Source organism: Proteus sp. G2626, assembly GCF_009915985.1.
Taxonomy (GTDB): domain Bacteria; phylum Pseudomonadota; class Gammaproteobacteria; order Enterobacterales; family Enterobacteriaceae; genus Proteus; species Proteus vulgaris.
This window is the reverse complement of record NZ_JAABNH010000027.1, coordinates 219975-237092: the sequence shown is the minus strand read 5'-3', so window position 1 is coordinate 237092 and position 17118 is coordinate 219975. Positions and strand designations below refer to the sequence as shown.

The 17118-nt window shown below is 37.5% G+C and carries 19 protein-coding genes; 8 read left to right on the top strand and 11 right to left on the bottom strand.

Annotated features, from left to right (window positions below; genetic code table 11):
- Positions 1-26 precede the first annotated feature (26 nt).
- The 3 genes from GWJ05_RS13655 to GWJ05_RS13645 form a co-directional block, all read right to left on the bottom strand.
- Positions 27-317, bottom strand: coding sequence for a VF530 family DNA-binding protein (locus GWJ05_RS13655; protein WP_036936975.1), 291 nt, complete (start codon positions 315-317; stop codon positions 27-29).
- Between the two features lie 150 nt (positions 318-467).
- Positions 468-2072 (bottom strand): MFS transporter, encoded by a 1605-nt coding sequence (locus tag GWJ05_RS13650; protein ID WP_087802453.1) that lies wholly within the window; start codon positions 2070-2072, stop codon positions 468-470.
- A gap of 63 nt (positions 2073-2135) precedes the next feature.
- Positions 2136-4004, bottom strand: coding sequence for an amidohydrolase (locus tag GWJ05_RS13645; RefSeq protein WP_161681447.1), 1869 nt, complete (start codon positions 4002-4004; stop codon positions 2136-2138).
- A gap of 496 nt (positions 4005-4500) precedes the next feature.
- Here GWJ05_RS13645 and GWJ05_RS13640 point away from each other — a divergent pair, with 496 nt between their 5' ends.
- Together GWJ05_RS13640 and GWJ05_RS13635 are read left to right on the top strand one after the other, a co-directional pair.
- On the top strand, positions 4501-4818 hold the full coding sequence (locus GWJ05_RS13640; RefSeq protein WP_036936982.1) for an antibiotic biosynthesis monooxygenase family protein: 318 nt from the start codon (positions 4501-4503) through the stop codon (positions 4816-4818).
- 70 nt (positions 4819-4888) lie between these two features.
- Positions 4889-5602 (top strand): ArsR/SmtB family transcription factor, encoded by a 714-nt coding sequence (locus GWJ05_RS13635; protein WP_036936984.1) that lies wholly within the window; start codon positions 4889-4891, stop codon positions 5600-5602.
- A gap of 300 nt (positions 5603-5902) precedes the next feature.
- Here GWJ05_RS13635 and GWJ05_RS13630 read toward each other — a convergent pair whose 3' ends face one another.
- From GWJ05_RS13630 to GWJ05_RS13605, 6 genes are all read right to left on the bottom strand, one after another.
- The gene (locus tag GWJ05_RS13630) at positions 5903-6550 is read right to left on the bottom strand and encodes a glutathione S-transferase family protein (protein ID WP_036936986.1); all 648 of its coding nucleotides are present in this window, start codon (positions 6548-6550) and stop codon (positions 5903-5905) included.
- A gap of 141 nt (positions 6551-6691) precedes the next feature.
- Positions 6692-7117: a glutaredoxin-dependent arsenate reductase gene (arsC, locus tag GWJ05_RS13625; protein WP_036936988.1), complete on the bottom strand. Its 426-nt coding sequence runs from the start codon at positions 7115-7117 to the stop codon at positions 6692-6694.
- A 10-nt stretch (positions 7118-7127) separates the two neighbouring features.
- Complete coding sequence (locus tag GWJ05_RS13620; protein WP_036936989.1) at positions 7128-8417, bottom strand: arsenic transporter; 1290 nt, start codon at positions 8415-8417, stop codon at positions 7128-7130.
- Positions 8418-8468: 51 nt separating this feature from the next.
- Positions 8469-10220: an arsenical pump-driving ATPase gene (arsA, locus tag GWJ05_RS13615; protein ID WP_161681446.1), complete on the bottom strand. Its 1752-nt coding sequence runs from the start codon at positions 10218-10220 to the stop codon at positions 8469-8471.
- A 12-nt stretch (positions 10221-10232) separates the two neighbouring features.
- Complete coding sequence (gene arsD / locus GWJ05_RS13610; protein WP_036936992.1) at positions 10233-10601, bottom strand: arsenite efflux transporter metallochaperone ArsD; 369 nt, start codon at positions 10599-10601, stop codon at positions 10233-10235.
- Positions 10602-10648: 47 nt separating this feature from the next.
- Positions 10649-10984 (bottom strand): metalloregulator ArsR/SmtB family transcription factor, encoded by a 336-nt coding sequence (locus tag GWJ05_RS13605; protein ID WP_087802464.1) that lies wholly within the window; start codon positions 10982-10984, stop codon positions 10649-10651.
- Between the two features lie 262 nt (positions 10985-11246).
- On the opposite strand from GWJ05_RS13605, the gene dhaT reads away from it, so the two are divergent.
- Positions 11247-12410: a 1,3-propanediol dehydrogenase gene (gene dhaT / locus GWJ05_RS13600; protein WP_036936996.1), complete on the top strand. Its 1164-nt coding sequence runs from the start codon at positions 11247-11249 to the stop codon at positions 12408-12410.
- Positions 12385-12576: a hypothetical protein gene (locus GWJ05_RS13595; RefSeq protein ID WP_036936999.1), complete on the top strand. Its 192-nt coding sequence runs from the start codon at positions 12385-12387 to the stop codon at positions 12574-12576. The genes dhaT and GWJ05_RS13595 overlap by 26 nt, the downstream gene beginning before the upstream one ends.
- 102 nt (positions 12577-12678) lie before the next feature.
- Here the strand turns inward: GWJ05_RS13595 and tehA are convergent, their stop codons facing one another.
- A complete protein-coding gene (gene tehA / locus GWJ05_RS13590; protein ID WP_036937002.1) occupies positions 12679-13665 on the bottom strand; it encodes a dicarboxylate transporter/tellurite-resistance protein TehA in 987 nt (328 codons plus the stop codon).
- A gap of 228 nt (positions 13666-13893) precedes the next feature.
- Between tehA and osmB the strand changes: the two genes are divergently transcribed.
- From osmB to GWJ05_RS13570, 4 genes are all read left to right on the top strand, one after another.
- Positions 13894-14115: an osmotically-inducible lipoprotein OsmB gene (gene osmB, locus GWJ05_RS13585; protein ID WP_006536908.1), complete on the top strand. Its 222-nt coding sequence runs from the start codon at positions 13894-13896 to the stop codon at positions 14113-14115.
- A 384-nt stretch (positions 14116-14499) separates the two neighbouring features.
- On the top strand, positions 14500-15249 hold the full coding sequence (gene ydfG, locus GWJ05_RS13580) for a bifunctional NADP-dependent 3-hydroxy acid dehydrogenase/3-hydroxypropionate dehydrogenase YdfG (RefSeq protein ID WP_036937004.1): 750 nt from the start codon (positions 14500-14502) through the stop codon (positions 15247-15249).
- A 100-nt stretch (positions 15250-15349) separates the two neighbouring features.
- Positions 15350-15706 carry a DUF1283 family protein gene (locus GWJ05_RS13575; RefSeq protein ID WP_036937006.1) on the top strand — a complete coding sequence of 119 codons (357 nt, stop codon included), beginning with the start codon at positions 15350-15352 and terminating at the stop codon, positions 15704-15706.
- Between the two features lie 51 nt (positions 15707-15757).
- Positions 15758-15994 (top strand): DUF1161 domain-containing protein, encoded by a 237-nt coding sequence (locus GWJ05_RS13570; protein ID WP_036937009.1) that lies wholly within the window; start codon positions 15758-15760, stop codon positions 15992-15994.
- A gap of 289 nt (positions 15995-16283) precedes the next feature.
- On the opposite strand, the gene bioD is transcribed toward GWJ05_RS13570, so the two are convergent.
- Positions 16284-16955 carry a dethiobiotin synthase gene (gene bioD / locus GWJ05_RS13565; RefSeq protein WP_115370250.1) on the bottom strand — a complete coding sequence of 224 codons (672 nt, stop codon included), beginning with the start codon at positions 16953-16955 and terminating at the stop codon, positions 16284-16286.
- Positions 16956-17118 lie beyond the last annotated feature (163 nt).

Sequence of the window (17118 nt, the reverse complement as noted above, 5' to 3'; positions counted from 1 at the left end):
GCACTATTTTATTGATTCATTGAGTGTTACTTTCGACGGCTATTTGCCCAAGGATCACAATCAGAGTGATCGATAACTTCAATCACATCATCAAGATCTTCTTCAAGAGAATCAAGATAGAGCGCCTCTACTTCAGCACGTGCCCAAGGAGTTCTACGCAAAAACTTTAAACTTGATTTCACACTAGGATCACTTCTAAAGCAGTTGATCTTGATCAGTTGACCTAATTTAGTCCAGCCATATTTGGCCACCAGCGCATTTACCTGCATCTCAAGTGTGACACCATGTAGCGGATCTTTAGAAATATGTCCTGTCATGATTTTCTCAAGTATGTTGTTTTATTAAAATTTCAAGATAAGAAGCGGTGCAGAGTACAAGAAAGTCGTGGGAGTATCAATAATTAGCTTATTAAACCAAGCCATTAAGCTAATTTATTCGATAGGCTTAATGACTTGGTAAAAGGTTAATTACTTTTTGCGCGAACGCGAAAAAGCAGAAAAAGAGTGTGTCGCTTTTTTATTACTAATTATTTTATCTAATTGTTGTTGCAACTGTTTATCATCCATTGTCGCACGATCATGTTGACGAAGATGTTCAGCCCACGAGGCTACCATAAAGGTTTCCATATAAGTCTGAGTGTCTTTTTCCATAATGGCATCAGATGAAACAAAAAGTCCCCATGAGTAACCCCCATCTCTTAGCCGAACTGTTTTTAGTTGATTCATTAAATTGAGAAATTGTTCGCGATGAGTTGCATCAATTTGATAATTTACAGTAATTAATACAGGGCCTTTATCCGTTGTAATTTCAATAAGTTCATTATCAAGAGTAAAATGTTCTGAGTGCTGTAAGTTAATGTTGTCATGTTCTAATTTTACACGTAAAACACACAACCAAACTAAAATAATCCCGACGGTTGCACACAATAAGGCTACTGTCACAGAGGTATGTGAGGCAATTTGCCCCCAAACAAGAGAGCCTAATGCCATTGAACCAGAAAATACTGTTAAATAGAGTGCAAGGCCTCTAGCTCGTACCCAATTAGGCAATGCCGTTTGTGCTGAAACCATTAATGTAGAAAGGGTGATTATCCAACTAAATCCTGCAAGCATACTGGCGAAAATAGCAAGATATCTTGAAGTCGCACTGGCAAAAATAAATAACACCAACGCTGTCCCCATTGTACCAATAGCGATTAATGTACTAGTACTTAGTTTTTCACGTAATGTTGATAAACTAAATGCGCCCCCCACTGCACCAATACCAATGCTGGTAGTTAATAAACCGTATAATGTGGCATCCCCGTGTAATGATACCCGTGCTACTAGCGGTAACATTGCCCAATAAGCACTGGCAAAAATAAAGAAGCTGGTGGCTCTTATAATCGTTTTAATCAGTGCGGGACTATAACGCGCATAGCGTAAACCGGAAATCATCGCCGCAACAACAGACTCAGCAGGGAGTTTACCTTCTTCTTTTTGCTCACCGTCCCACCACCATACAGCAAGAATAATAGCAATAAAGCTTAGGGCATTAAGTAAAAACGGTAAATAAAGACCCACTTGAGAAATTAAAATACCAGCAAGTGCGGGGCCTATTGCACGGCTAATATTAATTCCCATACTATTTAAGGCAATACCCGATTTTAATTCATTTGGTGCAACAATACTCGGCACAATCGCTTGCCATGCTGGGCCTAAAAATGCCGCTCCAGAACCTAAAACAAAGGTAATGAATAATAACCAGCCAATGCTAATAACATCGAAATAGACCAGAACTGCCAATAATGAAGCCGCGCAAAGCATCAATATATTGACAAAAATAAGTAATTTTCGTTTATCAAAAATATCAGCAATTGCACCTGCTGGAAGCGCCAATAAGAAAACAGGTAATGTTGTCATGGCTTGAATAGCCGCAATCATAACGGGATCGGGGCTTAGGTTTGTCATCAACCAACCAGCGCCCACATCATTCATCCAAGTACCAATATTAGAAAATAGCGTTGCCATCCATAATATGAAGAAAACACGATTACGTAAGGGTGACCATGCAGAGGCACGTTGCGTTGCCATTGTCTTATCTCTCTTTGTTTGAGATGGTCAGTAAATCATTACCGACCCTCGTTATCATAAAAATTAGAATGCAAAGCAAGAACAGCCTAAAGCGCCCCAAAATGCATTATCATCTGAAATAGGAATGGATGATTGGCGAGCAATATCATGTTGATGCCCATGAACATGGCAAGCACCACAACATTGATGTAACTGATTTAACACCGCCGTTTTTGTTTCTTGTTGTAAATAAGAGTAATGTCCTGGGACTTTGATCACTGGAGACCAATCGGGTAATACAGGAATAGAAGGGGGCGTTAATGATGAGAATGCGCCATTGGCATACACAATCTTACCATCCACTACCGTTAAAAGTGATTCAATCGCTTTGATCTCATTTTCAGGTACTCGAAAATAATCCGCTGAAAGGGCGATAAAATCGGCAAGCTGACCTGCTTTAATTTGCCCCTTTTTACCTTGTTCATTAGAAAACCACGAACTTCCCATTGTCCATAACATAAGCGCAGTATCTCTGTCTAAACGATTATCACTGTCATACATTTGCATACCCCCGACGGTACGCCCTGACACTAACCAATAAAGCGCTGTCCACGGATTATAGCTAGCAACACGAGTTGCATCCGTACCTAATCCAACAGGTACTTCTGCATTTAGCATTTTGGCAACAGGCGGTGTTTGTTTCAGTGCTTTTGTGCCATAACGTTGTGCAAAATATTCACCTTGAAACGCCATCCGATGCTGAATAGCTAATCCACCGCCAAGTGCTTTAACGCGTTCAATGTTTTTTTCACTGATGGTTTCGGCGTGATCGAAAAACCAATGTAATCCATCAAAAGGGATCTCTTTATTCACTTTTTCAAAGACATCTAACATGCGACTAATGGATTCGTTATACGTAGCATGCAAACGAAATGGCCAGCGATGCTCAACTAAATGACGGATCACTTTTTCTAATTCCGTTTCCATATTTTCAGGAAGGTCAGGCCTTGGTTGTAAGAAGTCCTCAAAGTCGGCGGCAGAAAAAACTAACATTTCACCTGCACCGTTATGACGGTAGAAATCACTGCCATCGCCAGGTGATACCATTGATGTCCATTGTTGAAAATCTTCAAACTCTTGTTTGGGTCTTTGAGTAAATAAATTATAAGCAATACGAATAGTTAATTGGTTGTTCTTAGCTAACTCATCTACGACTTGATAATCTTCAGGGTAATTTTGAAAACCACCTCCGGCATCAATTGCACTCTTCACACCAAGACGATTCAATTCTCTCATAAATTGACGAGTTGAATTGACTTGATATTCAAGGGGTAATTTAGGGCCTTTTGCTAATGCAGAATAGAGCAACATAGCGTTGGGTTTTGCTATTAATAATCCAGTCGGGTTACCATGTTCATCACGCTGAATTTCTCCCCCTGGTGGATTAGGTGTCTCTTTGGTATAACCAATCGCACGCAATGCGGCTTTGTTAAGCAATGCGCTATCATAGAGGTGTAAGACAAAAACCGGTGTATCTGGAGAAACCGCATTAATTTCATCCAGCGTTGGCATACGGCGCTCTGCAAATTGAAATTCACTCCAACCACCAACAACACGCACCCACTGTGGTGACGGTGTCACTTGTGCTTGTGACTTTAGCATATCAAGAGCAATAGAAAGAGAAGGTACGCCTTCCCAACGTAATTCAAGGTTATAGTTTAATCCACCGCGGATAAGATGAAGATGTGAATCATTAAGCCCAGGAATAATAATATGGTTTTTTAGATCAATGAGTTTTGTTTCTGTATTTTGAAACTGCAACGCTTCATCATTTGAACCAATAAAAAGAAATTTGCCTTGATGGACAGCTATCGCTTGAGCGATAGGCTTTTCTCTATCAAGAGTATGGATCTCACCATTGATAAATATTTCAGACGCGAAAGTTTTATTCATGATTTTTGATTTCCTATTTAAAAAGAATCAATCCTTTTGTTAAATAAAAGGCGTGAGCGTACCGTGCTTTATCAGCAATACAGATAACTATTTCTTTTTTAAACAAATTAAAAAATAAGCAAGTAAGTTTTTATTTTTATTTTAGTGGGCTTATTAAATTGTAGCTTAAGTTCATTTCATTACTATTTAAAACATTTGCTTTAAGGGAACAAAAAAAATGAACAAAAAACCGTTTACAGTCTAATAGCGTTATCAATTTGTTCTTTTATAAGTCAAAATCATACTCAGCAAGCCACCGGAAATAAGAATAAGGTGTGTAAAAATTTCACTTAGCGCTGCCTCCATTCTCTGTCATTGTTGCATAACATTACTGTTTAAAGCCAAAGCACGCAAAACTGACAAATAAGGTAACTTTTTAGTATTCATTTCAACAGTTATCGAAATGTGGTTCTTTTTTTTGAATATACTTATTCTCACTAAATAAAGGAGAGCACAAATGATTGCCGTAATATTTGAAGTGAAAATTAAACCCGGAAAACAGGCACGTTATTTATCTTTAGCTGCTGATTTAAAAGCATTACTAATGGATGTTGAAGGATTCATTTCGATAGAGCGCTTTCAAAGCTTATCGACAGAAGGGAAATTATTATCACTTTCTTGGTGGGAAACTGAAGAGGCCATTTTACAATGGAAGATAAATATTTCACATAAAAGTGCACAAAAAGAGGGTCGTGAGTCTATTTTTGATTTCTACAAAATTAGTATTGTTTCCCTTACTCGAGAATATTCATTTAACACAGAAGCCCGTCATTAAATAGACGCATATCCTTGCTACAATAATGTTATTACTCCAATAATACGCTATCAAAGAGTTGAAATATCAAATGACTAAATCAGAAATAAAATCGGAATATCAGCACTCAGTAGAGTCAGCAATAGCTACCGTAGGGGCTGCAATATCTGATATTTCCAGAGTCAAAATACTCTGCGCATTGATGGATGGAAGGGCGTGGACAGCCACTGAATTGGGTATTGCGGCTGATATTTCTGCTTCTACAACCAGTAGTCATTTATCCAAGTTACTAAGTAGAGGCCTGATTTCTGTAATATCTCAAGGAAAATATCGTTATTTCCGATTAGCTAACGATGAAATTGCAAAAATCATTGAAAATCTTATGTATTTTTCACCTAATCATATTTCACAGGCGAAAATCACAACCCCAAAAAATCTAAGAAAAGCACGAACTTGTTACAATCATTTAGCGGGTGAAATCGCTGTTGATATTTATGATTCGCTTTGTCGGCAAAAATGGATAACAGAAGATGGGCATGCTATTACTGCGCTAGGTGTTGAACAATTTAAAAATATAGGTATTGAGTTACATACAAAACATGCACGCAATATTTGCTGTCCATGTTTAGATTGGAGTGAACGCCGTTTTCATTTAGGAGGACAAATTGGTGCCACTTTTCTTAATTATGCAGAAGCACAGGCATGGTTAATACGACATCAAGGATATAGAGAAGTCACGATCAGCAAGAAAGGTTATAAAGCGTTGACTCAATATTTTAATGTAAAAAGAAAAGAAGAAAAATAGGCGGGGTAAAACCAATTTTCAGAAATAACAAAAACAGGTAGGACATATAATACGTTACCTATTCAATTTAACATAATATACATTATGCGAACTTTGGTATCTAAATACTGATAGACACTGAAATCTCTGTTTTAGGCTGATCGATTATGTTGATTCATTCTTAACTTAAGGCTTATTCGCCAATGCTTTTTCTTCATTCACAAAGAGTTTTAATAATATCTTTTTAGATATCACAACTTCAGCAAAGTTGATTTGAGTGACTTAATTATAAGACATATCGCTGATATGACATTTTGGCTGTTACTTTGTTGCTGGCCGAAGTTCATCATACGAAATAGCGACATGCTCACGATATGCAGGTCTCTTAAGAATTCGTTTATAATAAGCTTCAATGTGTGGTAGTGATTTTCTCTTTATATCAATATCATAATAACGATATAAAACATGTCCAAATTGGATATCTGCAAGTGAAAAATGTTCACACGCCAAATAATCTCTAATAGCGAGTATCTCTTCAGCAATCATTAAGTTATTTTCAAATTGGTCAATAGCTAATCTAATTGCTTCTGCATCCTGCAATTCATTTGGCGTACGAGCAACACGCCAAAAGATAGGCGCTGTAAATGCCAGAGCGATATTTAACTTTGACCATTCCATCCATCGGTCAACTTCTGTTCTCGCCAGTAGATTATTAGGCCAAAAATGCCCTGTTCCATATTGATTAGCCAGATATCGCAATATTGTCCCTGTTTCCCATAATGGAGGATTACAACCATCTTGTAACACAGGAACAGTACGGTTTGGATTCAAACGATAAAATTCGTCAGTGTCAGTTCCACCATAACGATGCCCAATATCATATCTCTGATAAGGCAATCCTAACTCTCCAATACACCACATGAGAGCTTGTACGTTAGATGATGTTTTACGACCCCAAACCGTTAGCAATTGAGTTTCTCCAGAAGATAATTCGATATATCTACAATAATACAGGTATAAATAAGAACATTTCAACTTTGCTGAAAGGCAGGATCCTTATAATGTGCTCTATACTAAAATAGAGAGGAATATATAACTAAAAAAGTTAATTTATACCAACTTATCACCTTTATCATTAACAACTTGTTGCCCATCTTCTTTTGAAAAAGCCCCTTTTTGCTTTTCGGGTAAAATATCTAATACTATTTCAGAAGGTCGACATAGGCGAGTTCCTAATGGAGTGACAACAATAGGTCTATTGATCAGTATGGGATATTGCAACATATAATCAATAAGCTGTTCATCCGTCACCTTAATATCGCCAAGGCCGAGCTTTTCATAGGGTTCAACATTTTTTCTTAATAATGATTGAACTGTTATCCCCATATCCTTAATGAGTTTCTTTAGGATCTGTTTCGATGGTGGCGTATCGAGATAATAGATAATTGTTGGTTCTGCACCACTATTTCTTATCATTTCAAGTGTGTTTCGCGAAGTGCCACAATGGGGATTGTGATAGATTGTAATATTATTCATATTGTCACCACTAATTCATTAATGTAAGCCTAAGAGCTAATGCAACTAATGTCACTGTTAGCACAGGAATGGTCATAATAATGCCGGTCTTAAAGTAATAGCCCCATGTAATGGTCATATTTTTTTGTGATAGAACATGTAGCCACAATAATGTTGCCAAACTTCCTATTGGGGTAATTTTGGGGCCGAGATCTGCACCAATAACATTGGCATAAATCATCGCTTCTTTAATTAAACCGGTTGCATTACTGCCTTCTATTGATAAGGCACCAACAAGAACGGTTGGCATATTGTTCATAATTGAAGATAAAAATGCGGTGATAAATCCCGTACCTAGTGTCGCTTCCCATATTCCTTTTTCTGCCAACACATTGAGTATTTCTGATAGATAATGAGTCAAACCAGCATTGCGCAAACCATAAACGACTAGGTACATACCCAGAGAGAAAATCACGATTTGCCAAGGTGCTCCTCGTAAAACTTTTTGAGTATTAATCGTTTTTCCTTGTGCCGCGATAAGCCACAATATGACTGCACCTGTTGCTGCAATAGCGCTAATTGGTATACCTAGAGGTTCTAGTATGAAAAAACCAAGTAATAAAAGAAGCAATACCAACCAGCCTGCTTTAAATGTTTTCACATCTTTAATTACTGTCGCAGGCATCGCTAATTTTGATGTGTCATATTGCTGAGGAATATCTTTGCGGAAAAACCAATGCAACATAATTAACGTTGCAATAATAGCCGCTATATCAACAGGGATCATTACAGAAGCATATTCTGTAAATCCGATATCAAAAAAATCAGCTGAGACAATATTGACTAAATTAGAAACAATTAAAGGCAAACTTGCTGTATCTGCAATAAACCCTGCTGCCATAACAAAGGCTAATGTTGTACCTTTACTAAATCCAAGCGCTAACAACATCGCAATGACTATAGGTGTTAAAATCAGTGCTGCACCATCATTGGCAAAAAGTGCTGCAACAGATGCTCCGAGCAGGATGATATAGCTAAATAAAAGCCGTCCTTTACCACCGCCCCATTTTGCAACATGAAGTGCAGCCCATTCAAAGAAACCACTTTCATCAAGAATAAGGCTAATGATGATAACAGCAACAAATGTTGCGGTTGCATTCCAGACGATATTCCAAACCACAGGAATATCTTGGAGATTAATGACACCTAATAATAGTGCGATTAACGCACCCATTGTGGCACTCCAACCAATCCCCAATCCTTTGGGTTGCCAAATAACAAAAGTGATTGTCAAAATAAATATTAATAAGGCGATAAACATAAAAACCTCAATCAGAAAGCAAATTTAAAGCGCCTTCTGCTAGAAATAAAATTAATCCGCGAGTCTGCTTAATGCTGAAACACCCACCGGTTCTTGTTCCTGTAGTGGAACAATGGCCACTCGTTTAGCAAGCGAGTTAACCACTTTTTCAATCTGTGGTATTTCCTGTTCAGCTCTAGAAAGTAATAATGGTGACGTTGTTTTTGTCGTAGATAGACTGTTATTAATCACCCATGCCCACGGATAAATACCTGCTCGTATCAAATCATTTTGCAAGTTTTCGGCTTCAAGAACGGGAGTTGTTTCAGCTAACGTCGTGATAATCACTTTCGTTCGTGTTGGATCCTGCAATTGCATCATAGGGGTAAGAAAATGGCCTTTTTCCCCCATTTTTTTTGCAATTTCTTTATGGTAAGCACCGGTGGCATCTAGTAAGAGCAATGTGTGGCCAGTCGGAGCCGTATCCATAATCACAAATCGATGACTAGCTTCACGGATTATCCGAGAAAAGGCCTGAAAAACAGCTATTTCTTCAGTACATGGAGAGCGAAGATCTTCCTCTAATAATGCTCGCCCTTCAGCATCGAGATCTTTACCTTTTGTTTCGAGGACATGATGACGATAACGTTCTGTTTCCGCTATCGGATCGATTCGACTGACCTGTAAATTCGGTAAACTCCCCTTTAATGTGTTTTCGAGATGAGCTGCGGGATCGGACGTTGTAAGATGAACATCAGCCCCCTGTTCTGCGAGTTTGACTGCTATTGAGGCTGCTATTGTCGTTTTTCCTACGCCGCCTTTTCCCATTAACATGATCAAGCCATGCTTCTGTTCTGCAATTTCTTTAACTAGAGAGGATAATTTCGGCAACATCAAATCTGCATTAGATTTTTTAACCAAGGGTAATTCTGATCCTTGATTAGACAAAAGTTGAGCTAACGCTTCAATTCCCACCATATTTTGTACACGTAACATAAGTGTATCTGTTGGTAACGATTGAAGGATTTCGGGCATATTCTGTATTGCAACTTGCTCTCTAAGATAAAGTGCTTTTGACAATTCATCATCAACAGAAACGGCTGATTCAGGAAAAACACCATTAATCACTAATTGCTGATTTTTAACACTAAGAGAAGATAGTTCAGTATACGTTCGTGCAACTTCACGAAGTGCAGCAGATTGTGGTCGTGCAACAAGTATTAATCGTGTTAGCTGTTTATCACTCAGAGCATCAACTGCCAGACTGTATTGCGCACGCTGTTTTTCTAATCCAGACATAGGCCCAAGGCAAGATGCCCCATCGGGATTATCACGAATAAAATCACGCCAGGCGCCAGGTAGTTGTAATAATCTTATTGTATGACCCGTTGGGGCGGTATCAAAAATAATATGATCGAATTTACCCGTGATTTCTTTATTAGTTAGTAGCCCTGTAAATTCATCAAATGCGGCTATTTCCGTAGTACAGGCGCCTGATAATTGCTCTGTAATACTTTGAATAACGGCGTCAGGTAAACTGCCTTTAATGGGAGCAATAATTTTATTTCGGTACTCTTTGGCCGCAACTTGCGGGTCTATTTCTATGGCTGAAAGATTGGGTACAAGTGAAATTTGCTTAATACTATTGCCAATAGTTTGTGAAAATACTTGCCCAACATTAGAAGCAGGATCTGTGCTGACCAATAAAACTTTTTTTCCTCCCCTTGCTAGCTTAATCGCTGTTGCACATGAAATAGATGTCTTACCTACACCACCTTTTCCCGTAAAAAAAAGATAATTTGGTGCATTTTCTATAAATTTCACAATATTTCTCCTTTAACAACAACCACTATTGTTTCCACAACAACTACTTTTCACATCGGGTTTATTGTCATTTGTATAATTAATACCAAACCATCTTGCTAATTCACTGCGTTTGGGATAGCGACCCGTTAAAACAACTTCATCATTAAGTAAAATAAGCGGTAAGGCTTCTGTACCCGCGGTTTCAAGAAATGCTTTTGCTTTTAAATTATTAACAAATGCCATGGGCTCTTGCCCTAGATTGAAACGTCGAATATTCGCCCCTTGCTTTTTTAACCAATCAACATCAGTAGCAAAATTAACTAATGCTTGATCAACATCGGTGCCACAAACACCTGTGCTACAACATAATGCGGGATCAAAGACTTCTAGTTTTTTCATATCGATACCTCATATCTGATTTTTCATATATGTTAAATTAAAAAATTTTATTCAGAACAGCAGCTCACGGCTCCTTTCTTTTCAATCGTTCGAAGCAAATCTGATACCCGATTTTTCTCTGCCTCATAGGTGATTTCAATCATATTTTTTACCCACGATAGTAATGTAGGAGACAAACGATAATGAACCCATTTTCCGTGTTTAGAATCAAGTAACAGTCCACTTTCTCGCAACATAGCTAGGTGGCGAGACGTTTTAGGTTGAGATAAATTTAAGGCTGTATAAATGTCACAAACACACAACTCGCCGGATGCTTTAAGTAGCAACACAATATCTAGTCTTGTTTGATCACTTAATATCTTAAATAATTGCAACGGTTCCATATTTGCTCCTTTCTTTAATAGGCTCTAACGTACACCTGCAAAATACATCTGTCAAAACATATATGTTTTGGCGGATGTGTTTTTACTTAATCATGCTCTATTAAAGGAGCATATCCTGTTGACTTATATCAAATGAAGCAAAGTTAAATGAATCGTTTCATCTTATTGATGAGCTACCTCTCTTGACTTAATAACCTACGGGGTGAGAATGCACTAATACTTTAATTTTTCTAAATAATGTTCTGATATTGGAAGGTTTATTATGAGCTATCGTATGTTTGATTACTTGGTACCAAATGTTAACTTTTTTGGCCCAGGTGCTATCTCTGTTGTTGGCGAACGTTGCAAATTATTGGGCGGTAAAAAAGCCCTATTAGTAACGGATAAAGGCCTGAGAGCTATCAAAGAAGGTGCCGTAGATAAAACTATTGGTTATTTAAAAGAAGCGGGCATTGATGTTGCCGTATTTGACGGTACTGAACCTAACCCAAAAGACACTAACGTACTTGACGGTCTTGCAATGTTCCGCAAAGAACAATGCGATATGATAATTACCGTCGGGGGCGGTAGCCCACATGACTGCGGTAAAGGTATTGGTATTGCAGCAACGCATGAAGGTGACCTTTATAATTATGCTGGAATTGAAACGCTAACAAATCCACTTCCCCCTATTATTGCCGTGAATACAACCGCAGGTACCGCCAGTGAAGTGACTCGCCATTGTGTTCTGACCAATACAAAAACAAAAGTCAAATTTGTTATCGTTAGCTGGCGTAACCTCCCTGCTGTTTCAATTAACGATCCCCTATTAATGATTGGCAAACCTGCTGGACTGACTGCTGCAACGGGTATGGATGCTTTAACTCATGCAGTTGAAGCTTATATTTCGAAAGATGCTAACCCTGTCACTGATGCTTCAGCGATCCAAGCAATCCGTTTAATTTCTCGCAACTTACGTCAAGCCGTGGCGTTGGGTACAAATCTGAAAGCCCGTGAAAATATGGCTTATGCTTCACTTTTAGCAGGTATGGCATTTAATAACGCTAACCTCGGCTATGTTCATGCCATGGCTCACCAGTTGGGTGGATTATATGATATGCCACATGGTGTGGCTAATGCTGTATTACTCCCACATGTATTACGTTATAACCTAATTGCTAATCCAGAAAAATTTGCAGATATTGCTGAATTTATGGGCGAAAACGTGACAGGATTATCCGTAATGGATGCTGCTGAACGAGCTATTGCGTCTATCGCCCGCCTTTCTTCGGATATTGGCATTCCACAACATTTAAGTGAATTGGGTGTGAAAGAGTCTGATTTCCCATATATGGCGGAAATGGCACTTAAAGACGGTAATGCATTCTCTAACCCACGTAAAGGTAATGAAAAAGAGATTATTGAAATTTTCCGCCAAGCATTCTAATTTTTCTGAAAAATATCCGTCAGCTATGTTTTCTGTTGGCGGTTTTTTTAATGAGGCTTTATTACAAGAAAAAGTATTTTTAACCAGATTAGATAAAGGCCTTTTAGAATTAACATCACCTGATAATACTGTCGCTATTTTAGGCAAAAAGCCTATTAGAATTTAATTCATGATAATCTTAGCTTTCTAACTTATTTTTTATTATTTCCGGCATTAAACAAAAAGAGCCTAATTTTTCACTTAGGCTCTCCTCTTTTTTATGTGGTACTCATACCACTTTAGAAGGACTGTATAACTGTTTCAATCCTTTAAAAAACCATAATAATGAATGCCAAATAAGTAATAAAATAACAGCATTAGCAAAAATAAATAGCGCCGTTGATAATAACTGCATAAAGTCACTAGTAGATGTCATACTCATATTTAATGAGGCTTTTGCTAATGCAGAAACACCAAAAGAGAAACTCCAAAATGGCAATGAAAACGGTTGTTTCACAAACCAAGGAATTAGTCTCAGCATAAATAAAAGTTGTAATAACCCATAACCTAATAACATTTTTGCGAAGAAGTCGATATGATTATCATTAATTGCTAAGTAAGCGCTACAAGCCACTAAAGCGGGCGCGAGTTGAATGCCAAATGAAAGACGTGATTTCTCATCCATTAATCCATCACTGCGTATTCTTTTTAAAATAGTAGGCTCTAAACTTAGCCATGAAAAAACGCCAGCCCCAAAAAATAAAATACCCAAATCATTAAAACCAAATGCACCACATGCCATGGCGCAAATGAAGTTATTGGCAACCGTTGGTAAATATAAAACAGGTGTGGTGGCTATTTTAGGGTATTCCCCTTTCCACTGAGAACCAATTAACCAACTGGAGTAAGCTAATTGAGCTACAGCTCCAAGACTAAACAGTATGAGTGAAAAGAAAGGTAAATAAGGATTTAGTCCTATCGAAACTAAAACGGTCGTTGCTGGAAATAAGCTAGTAAACCCACTTGCAACGGGATGTTTAATTTCATCGAGAATACTTTGTCGATGAAATAGCCCTTTGCTTAGTAAAAATAGCGTAAGTGTTAGCCAAACCAAACACCCCACACCGATAAATATTTCACCAATATAAGCCGGATACTGATGCTCTTTAGCAGCATAGCGCCATGCCATTCCCGTACCTATCATTCCTAATACTACACCAAAATAGCCTGATGTGAATTGTGATGAGATTTTTTTTAGTTTATTTATCAATATCATACTTTTATTTTAACTCATGTAAATGACATAATGCATTGATGTTTTGTTCTGAGCATCAACGAATACTAGAAATAATAGATTTTATTTTTATAAAATGCATTTAAAATAAATGTTACCAGTAATGACTCACTTTAAGAGTTTTCCCCCTCCTGTTCCCGAATATTCTGATGCTGGTATAAATACGATAACGATATCTTTATATTGTCCTTTATTTTGGAGTTTATAAAAATGAATATCACGTTAAAAAAGATTGGAACACTGTGTGTCGCTTCTGTTCTGCTTTTTTCACTTGCGGGTTGTTCTAGCATGACAAAACGCGACCGTAATACAGCGATTGGAGCCGGTGCTGGTGCCATCGGTGGTGCTATTTTGACTGACGGTAGTGCATTAGGCACTATTGGCGGTGGTGTCTTAGGTGGCGTTATTGGCCATCAAGTAGGTAAAAAATAGCTGAGCTTGTCTTATTGCACTAGACTGAGCTTATATTCTATTGGCTCAGTCTAGTTACGTGCTATGCTAAAATATTCTGCATTTAATTAGTTGTTGAATGGTAAAATCACTTATCTTTCCACTTAAAAAATCTCTGATCCTCAATGAGATTAACCTTCCTTTTTTTGTCCATCACTTCTATTTTTATTTAAAAACAATTCAATAGTCGGATTTTATTCTGTGAGCTAAAAGCAAAAATACCGATTATTATCAAAGATAAAAATCTTTCGCATCAGAAAAGAACCTTGTTTTTAGACTGATTTATCACAAACCTTACTTTTAAACTTGACTCTTTTTAGTGATAGCCTTTTACTTTCAATTATTATAACTATCGAGGGTAATTAAATGATTATATTTATTACGGGAGCTTCTGCTGGTTTTGGTGAAGCTATAGCTCGTCATTTTATCAGCCATGGACACAGTGTTATTGGTACTGCTCGCCGTTTGGAAAAACTGACTAATTTACATAAAGAGCTGGGAGATCAATTTTACCCCCTACAATTAGATGTTACCGATAAAAAAGCCGTGAGTGAGATTTATACTCAATTACCTGAAAAATGGCGCACCATTGATGTATTAGTAAATAACGCAGGTTTAGCATTAGGACTAAATACCGCCGATAAAGCGAGTCTTGATGACTGGGATACGATGATTGAGACAAATAATAAAGGTCTTGTTCATGTGACTCGCGCCATTCTTCCTTTTATGGTAGAAAGAAATAAAGGTCATATCATTAATATTAGTTCAACCGCCGCATCTTGGCCTTATTTGGGTGGCAATGTTTATGGTGCAACTAAAGCCTTTGTTAAACAATTTAGCTTAGGGTTACGCGCTGATCTTCAAGGTAAAAAGGTACGTGTCACCGATATTGAACCAGGCCTTGTTGGTGGTACAGAATTTTCATTAGTTCGTTTTAAAGGTGATAGTGATAAAGTTGAACAAACATATGCAAACGCAAATGCATTAACTCCAGAAGATGTTGCAGAGGCAGTATATTGGACAGCAACATTACCAGCTCATGTCAATATTAATACCTTAGAAATGATGCCCGTTAGCCAATCATTTGCCGGGTTAAGTGTTCATCGGCAAAATTAAATGCACTGAAAACTCATTTTTTATTAAGGCATCAGCTATAATTATTAAGATATAATAGCCATTGACTGTAATAGCGACATAACATTAGAGGATAGCAACTATGATCAATACTCTAACTAAGAAACCAATGGCAAGAACGATATTGTTCTCCTTATTTCTTAGTTTATCTGTGTCTTCTTTTTCTTCTATTGCCGCCTCTACCAATGTAACCATTAATGGTAATGGCTATGACAATGTCTTAGATAAAGAACAAGCTCGACAACTGAAAGAAGACTGGGATCAAAAGCGTGAGCTTCGTACCCAAGTCAATCAGCGAGAAAAAATTGAATTTAATAAAGTAGATAAAGCCATTGATGAGCGAGATGCTTGTCTGAAAAGTGCAAATGTCTACGCTTATTGGGAGCCAGAAACACGTCGCTGTTTAGACAGTAATACTGGGCGCCCTGTTAATCCGTAAGAAAATCGTGAAACAGTGATGTTTTACTTTGTAAAACAAGGAGAGAGTAATATGAAAAAATATATCTTTGCAGTAATGGCAACCCTTATGGCATTTGCCCCGTTAGCAGCAAATGCAGGTTGTGATGAAGTTGTTGAGTCTATTCAACAAAAAATTGTCAATAATGGTGTCCCCGCAGCTAACTTTACTTTGACTGTCGTTGAAAACGACCAAGTTGCACAAACAGAAGGTAAAGTGGTAGGCACTTGCGAGAATGACAGTAAAAAGATCATCTATACTCGTCATTAATGTTTTATTGATAAAAATGTGTAATTAAAAAAGGGCGCATTATTAGCGCCCTTTTCCTTTTTTACTTAAAAAATTGAGTATCTAACTGATTTAAACTACTTTACTTAATTTTTTTCCGTTTTTTCTTTAATCTTGCATGTTCTTTTTATCATTATTCCGATTTTAAGCAAGATTTAGAAAAAACAAAAATACCCAATGAATTTACTCATCAGGCATTTAAAAGTAACAAGTTTGGTTCCGTTAAAAAACGGGGAACTCAATCCACTTCGTTACTTATTTATATTCTCTCTTAAGCAGGTACCGCGATATCCAACTGGCTTAAATCAAGGTAACAAGAGAGATCACGTTCTTCAGGACGTAATAAATACGGGATTTCACCAATCAGCGGCGCAGGAATATGCTGAGACAGCCTTTCCACAATTTTCGCGTAATAAGGTAATCCTGGATTTATTCTGTTAGCAACCCAACCGACTAATTTCAAACCATCGTTGATAATAGATTGTGCTGTTAATATTGAGTGATTAACACAGCCTGGTTGAATACCGACAACCAAAACAACTGGAATTTGTTCTTTTACCACCCAATCAGAATAAAAAGTATTATCATCAAGCAGATAACGCCAACCGCCATTACCTTCGATAACAACACACTCTGCTTTTTTACTTAAATTATCGAGCTCATTTGAAATCTTATTAAAATCAATTTCATTTTCGCTAACATAGCAATTATCAAGCAAAATAGGATTAATTTCGTCGTAGCGAACTTCAACTGGCGATGAATTATGAATAATCATCGCATCATGATTACGTTCACCATCAGCCGTTTCATGTAATTCTGTTGCAATAGGCTTAAAACCCACTGCCGTTGACCCGTCACGATTTAATGACTGAAGAAGTGCTCGGGTCACAACAGTTTTACCCACGTTGGTATCTGTCCCCGTAACAAAAAAGCGTGTTAACATATAATTTACTTCCGTTATGACAGATAAATCAGGTTCATAAAAAATGACAGAGATTAGAGTTTAGGGTAACACTGTTTCTGGTGGCTTGAGGTAGCTCAATTTTTTAGTTAATTGGTCTAAAATAGAGAATTCGTTAATGATCAATTGAGGTATTTACGCTTGC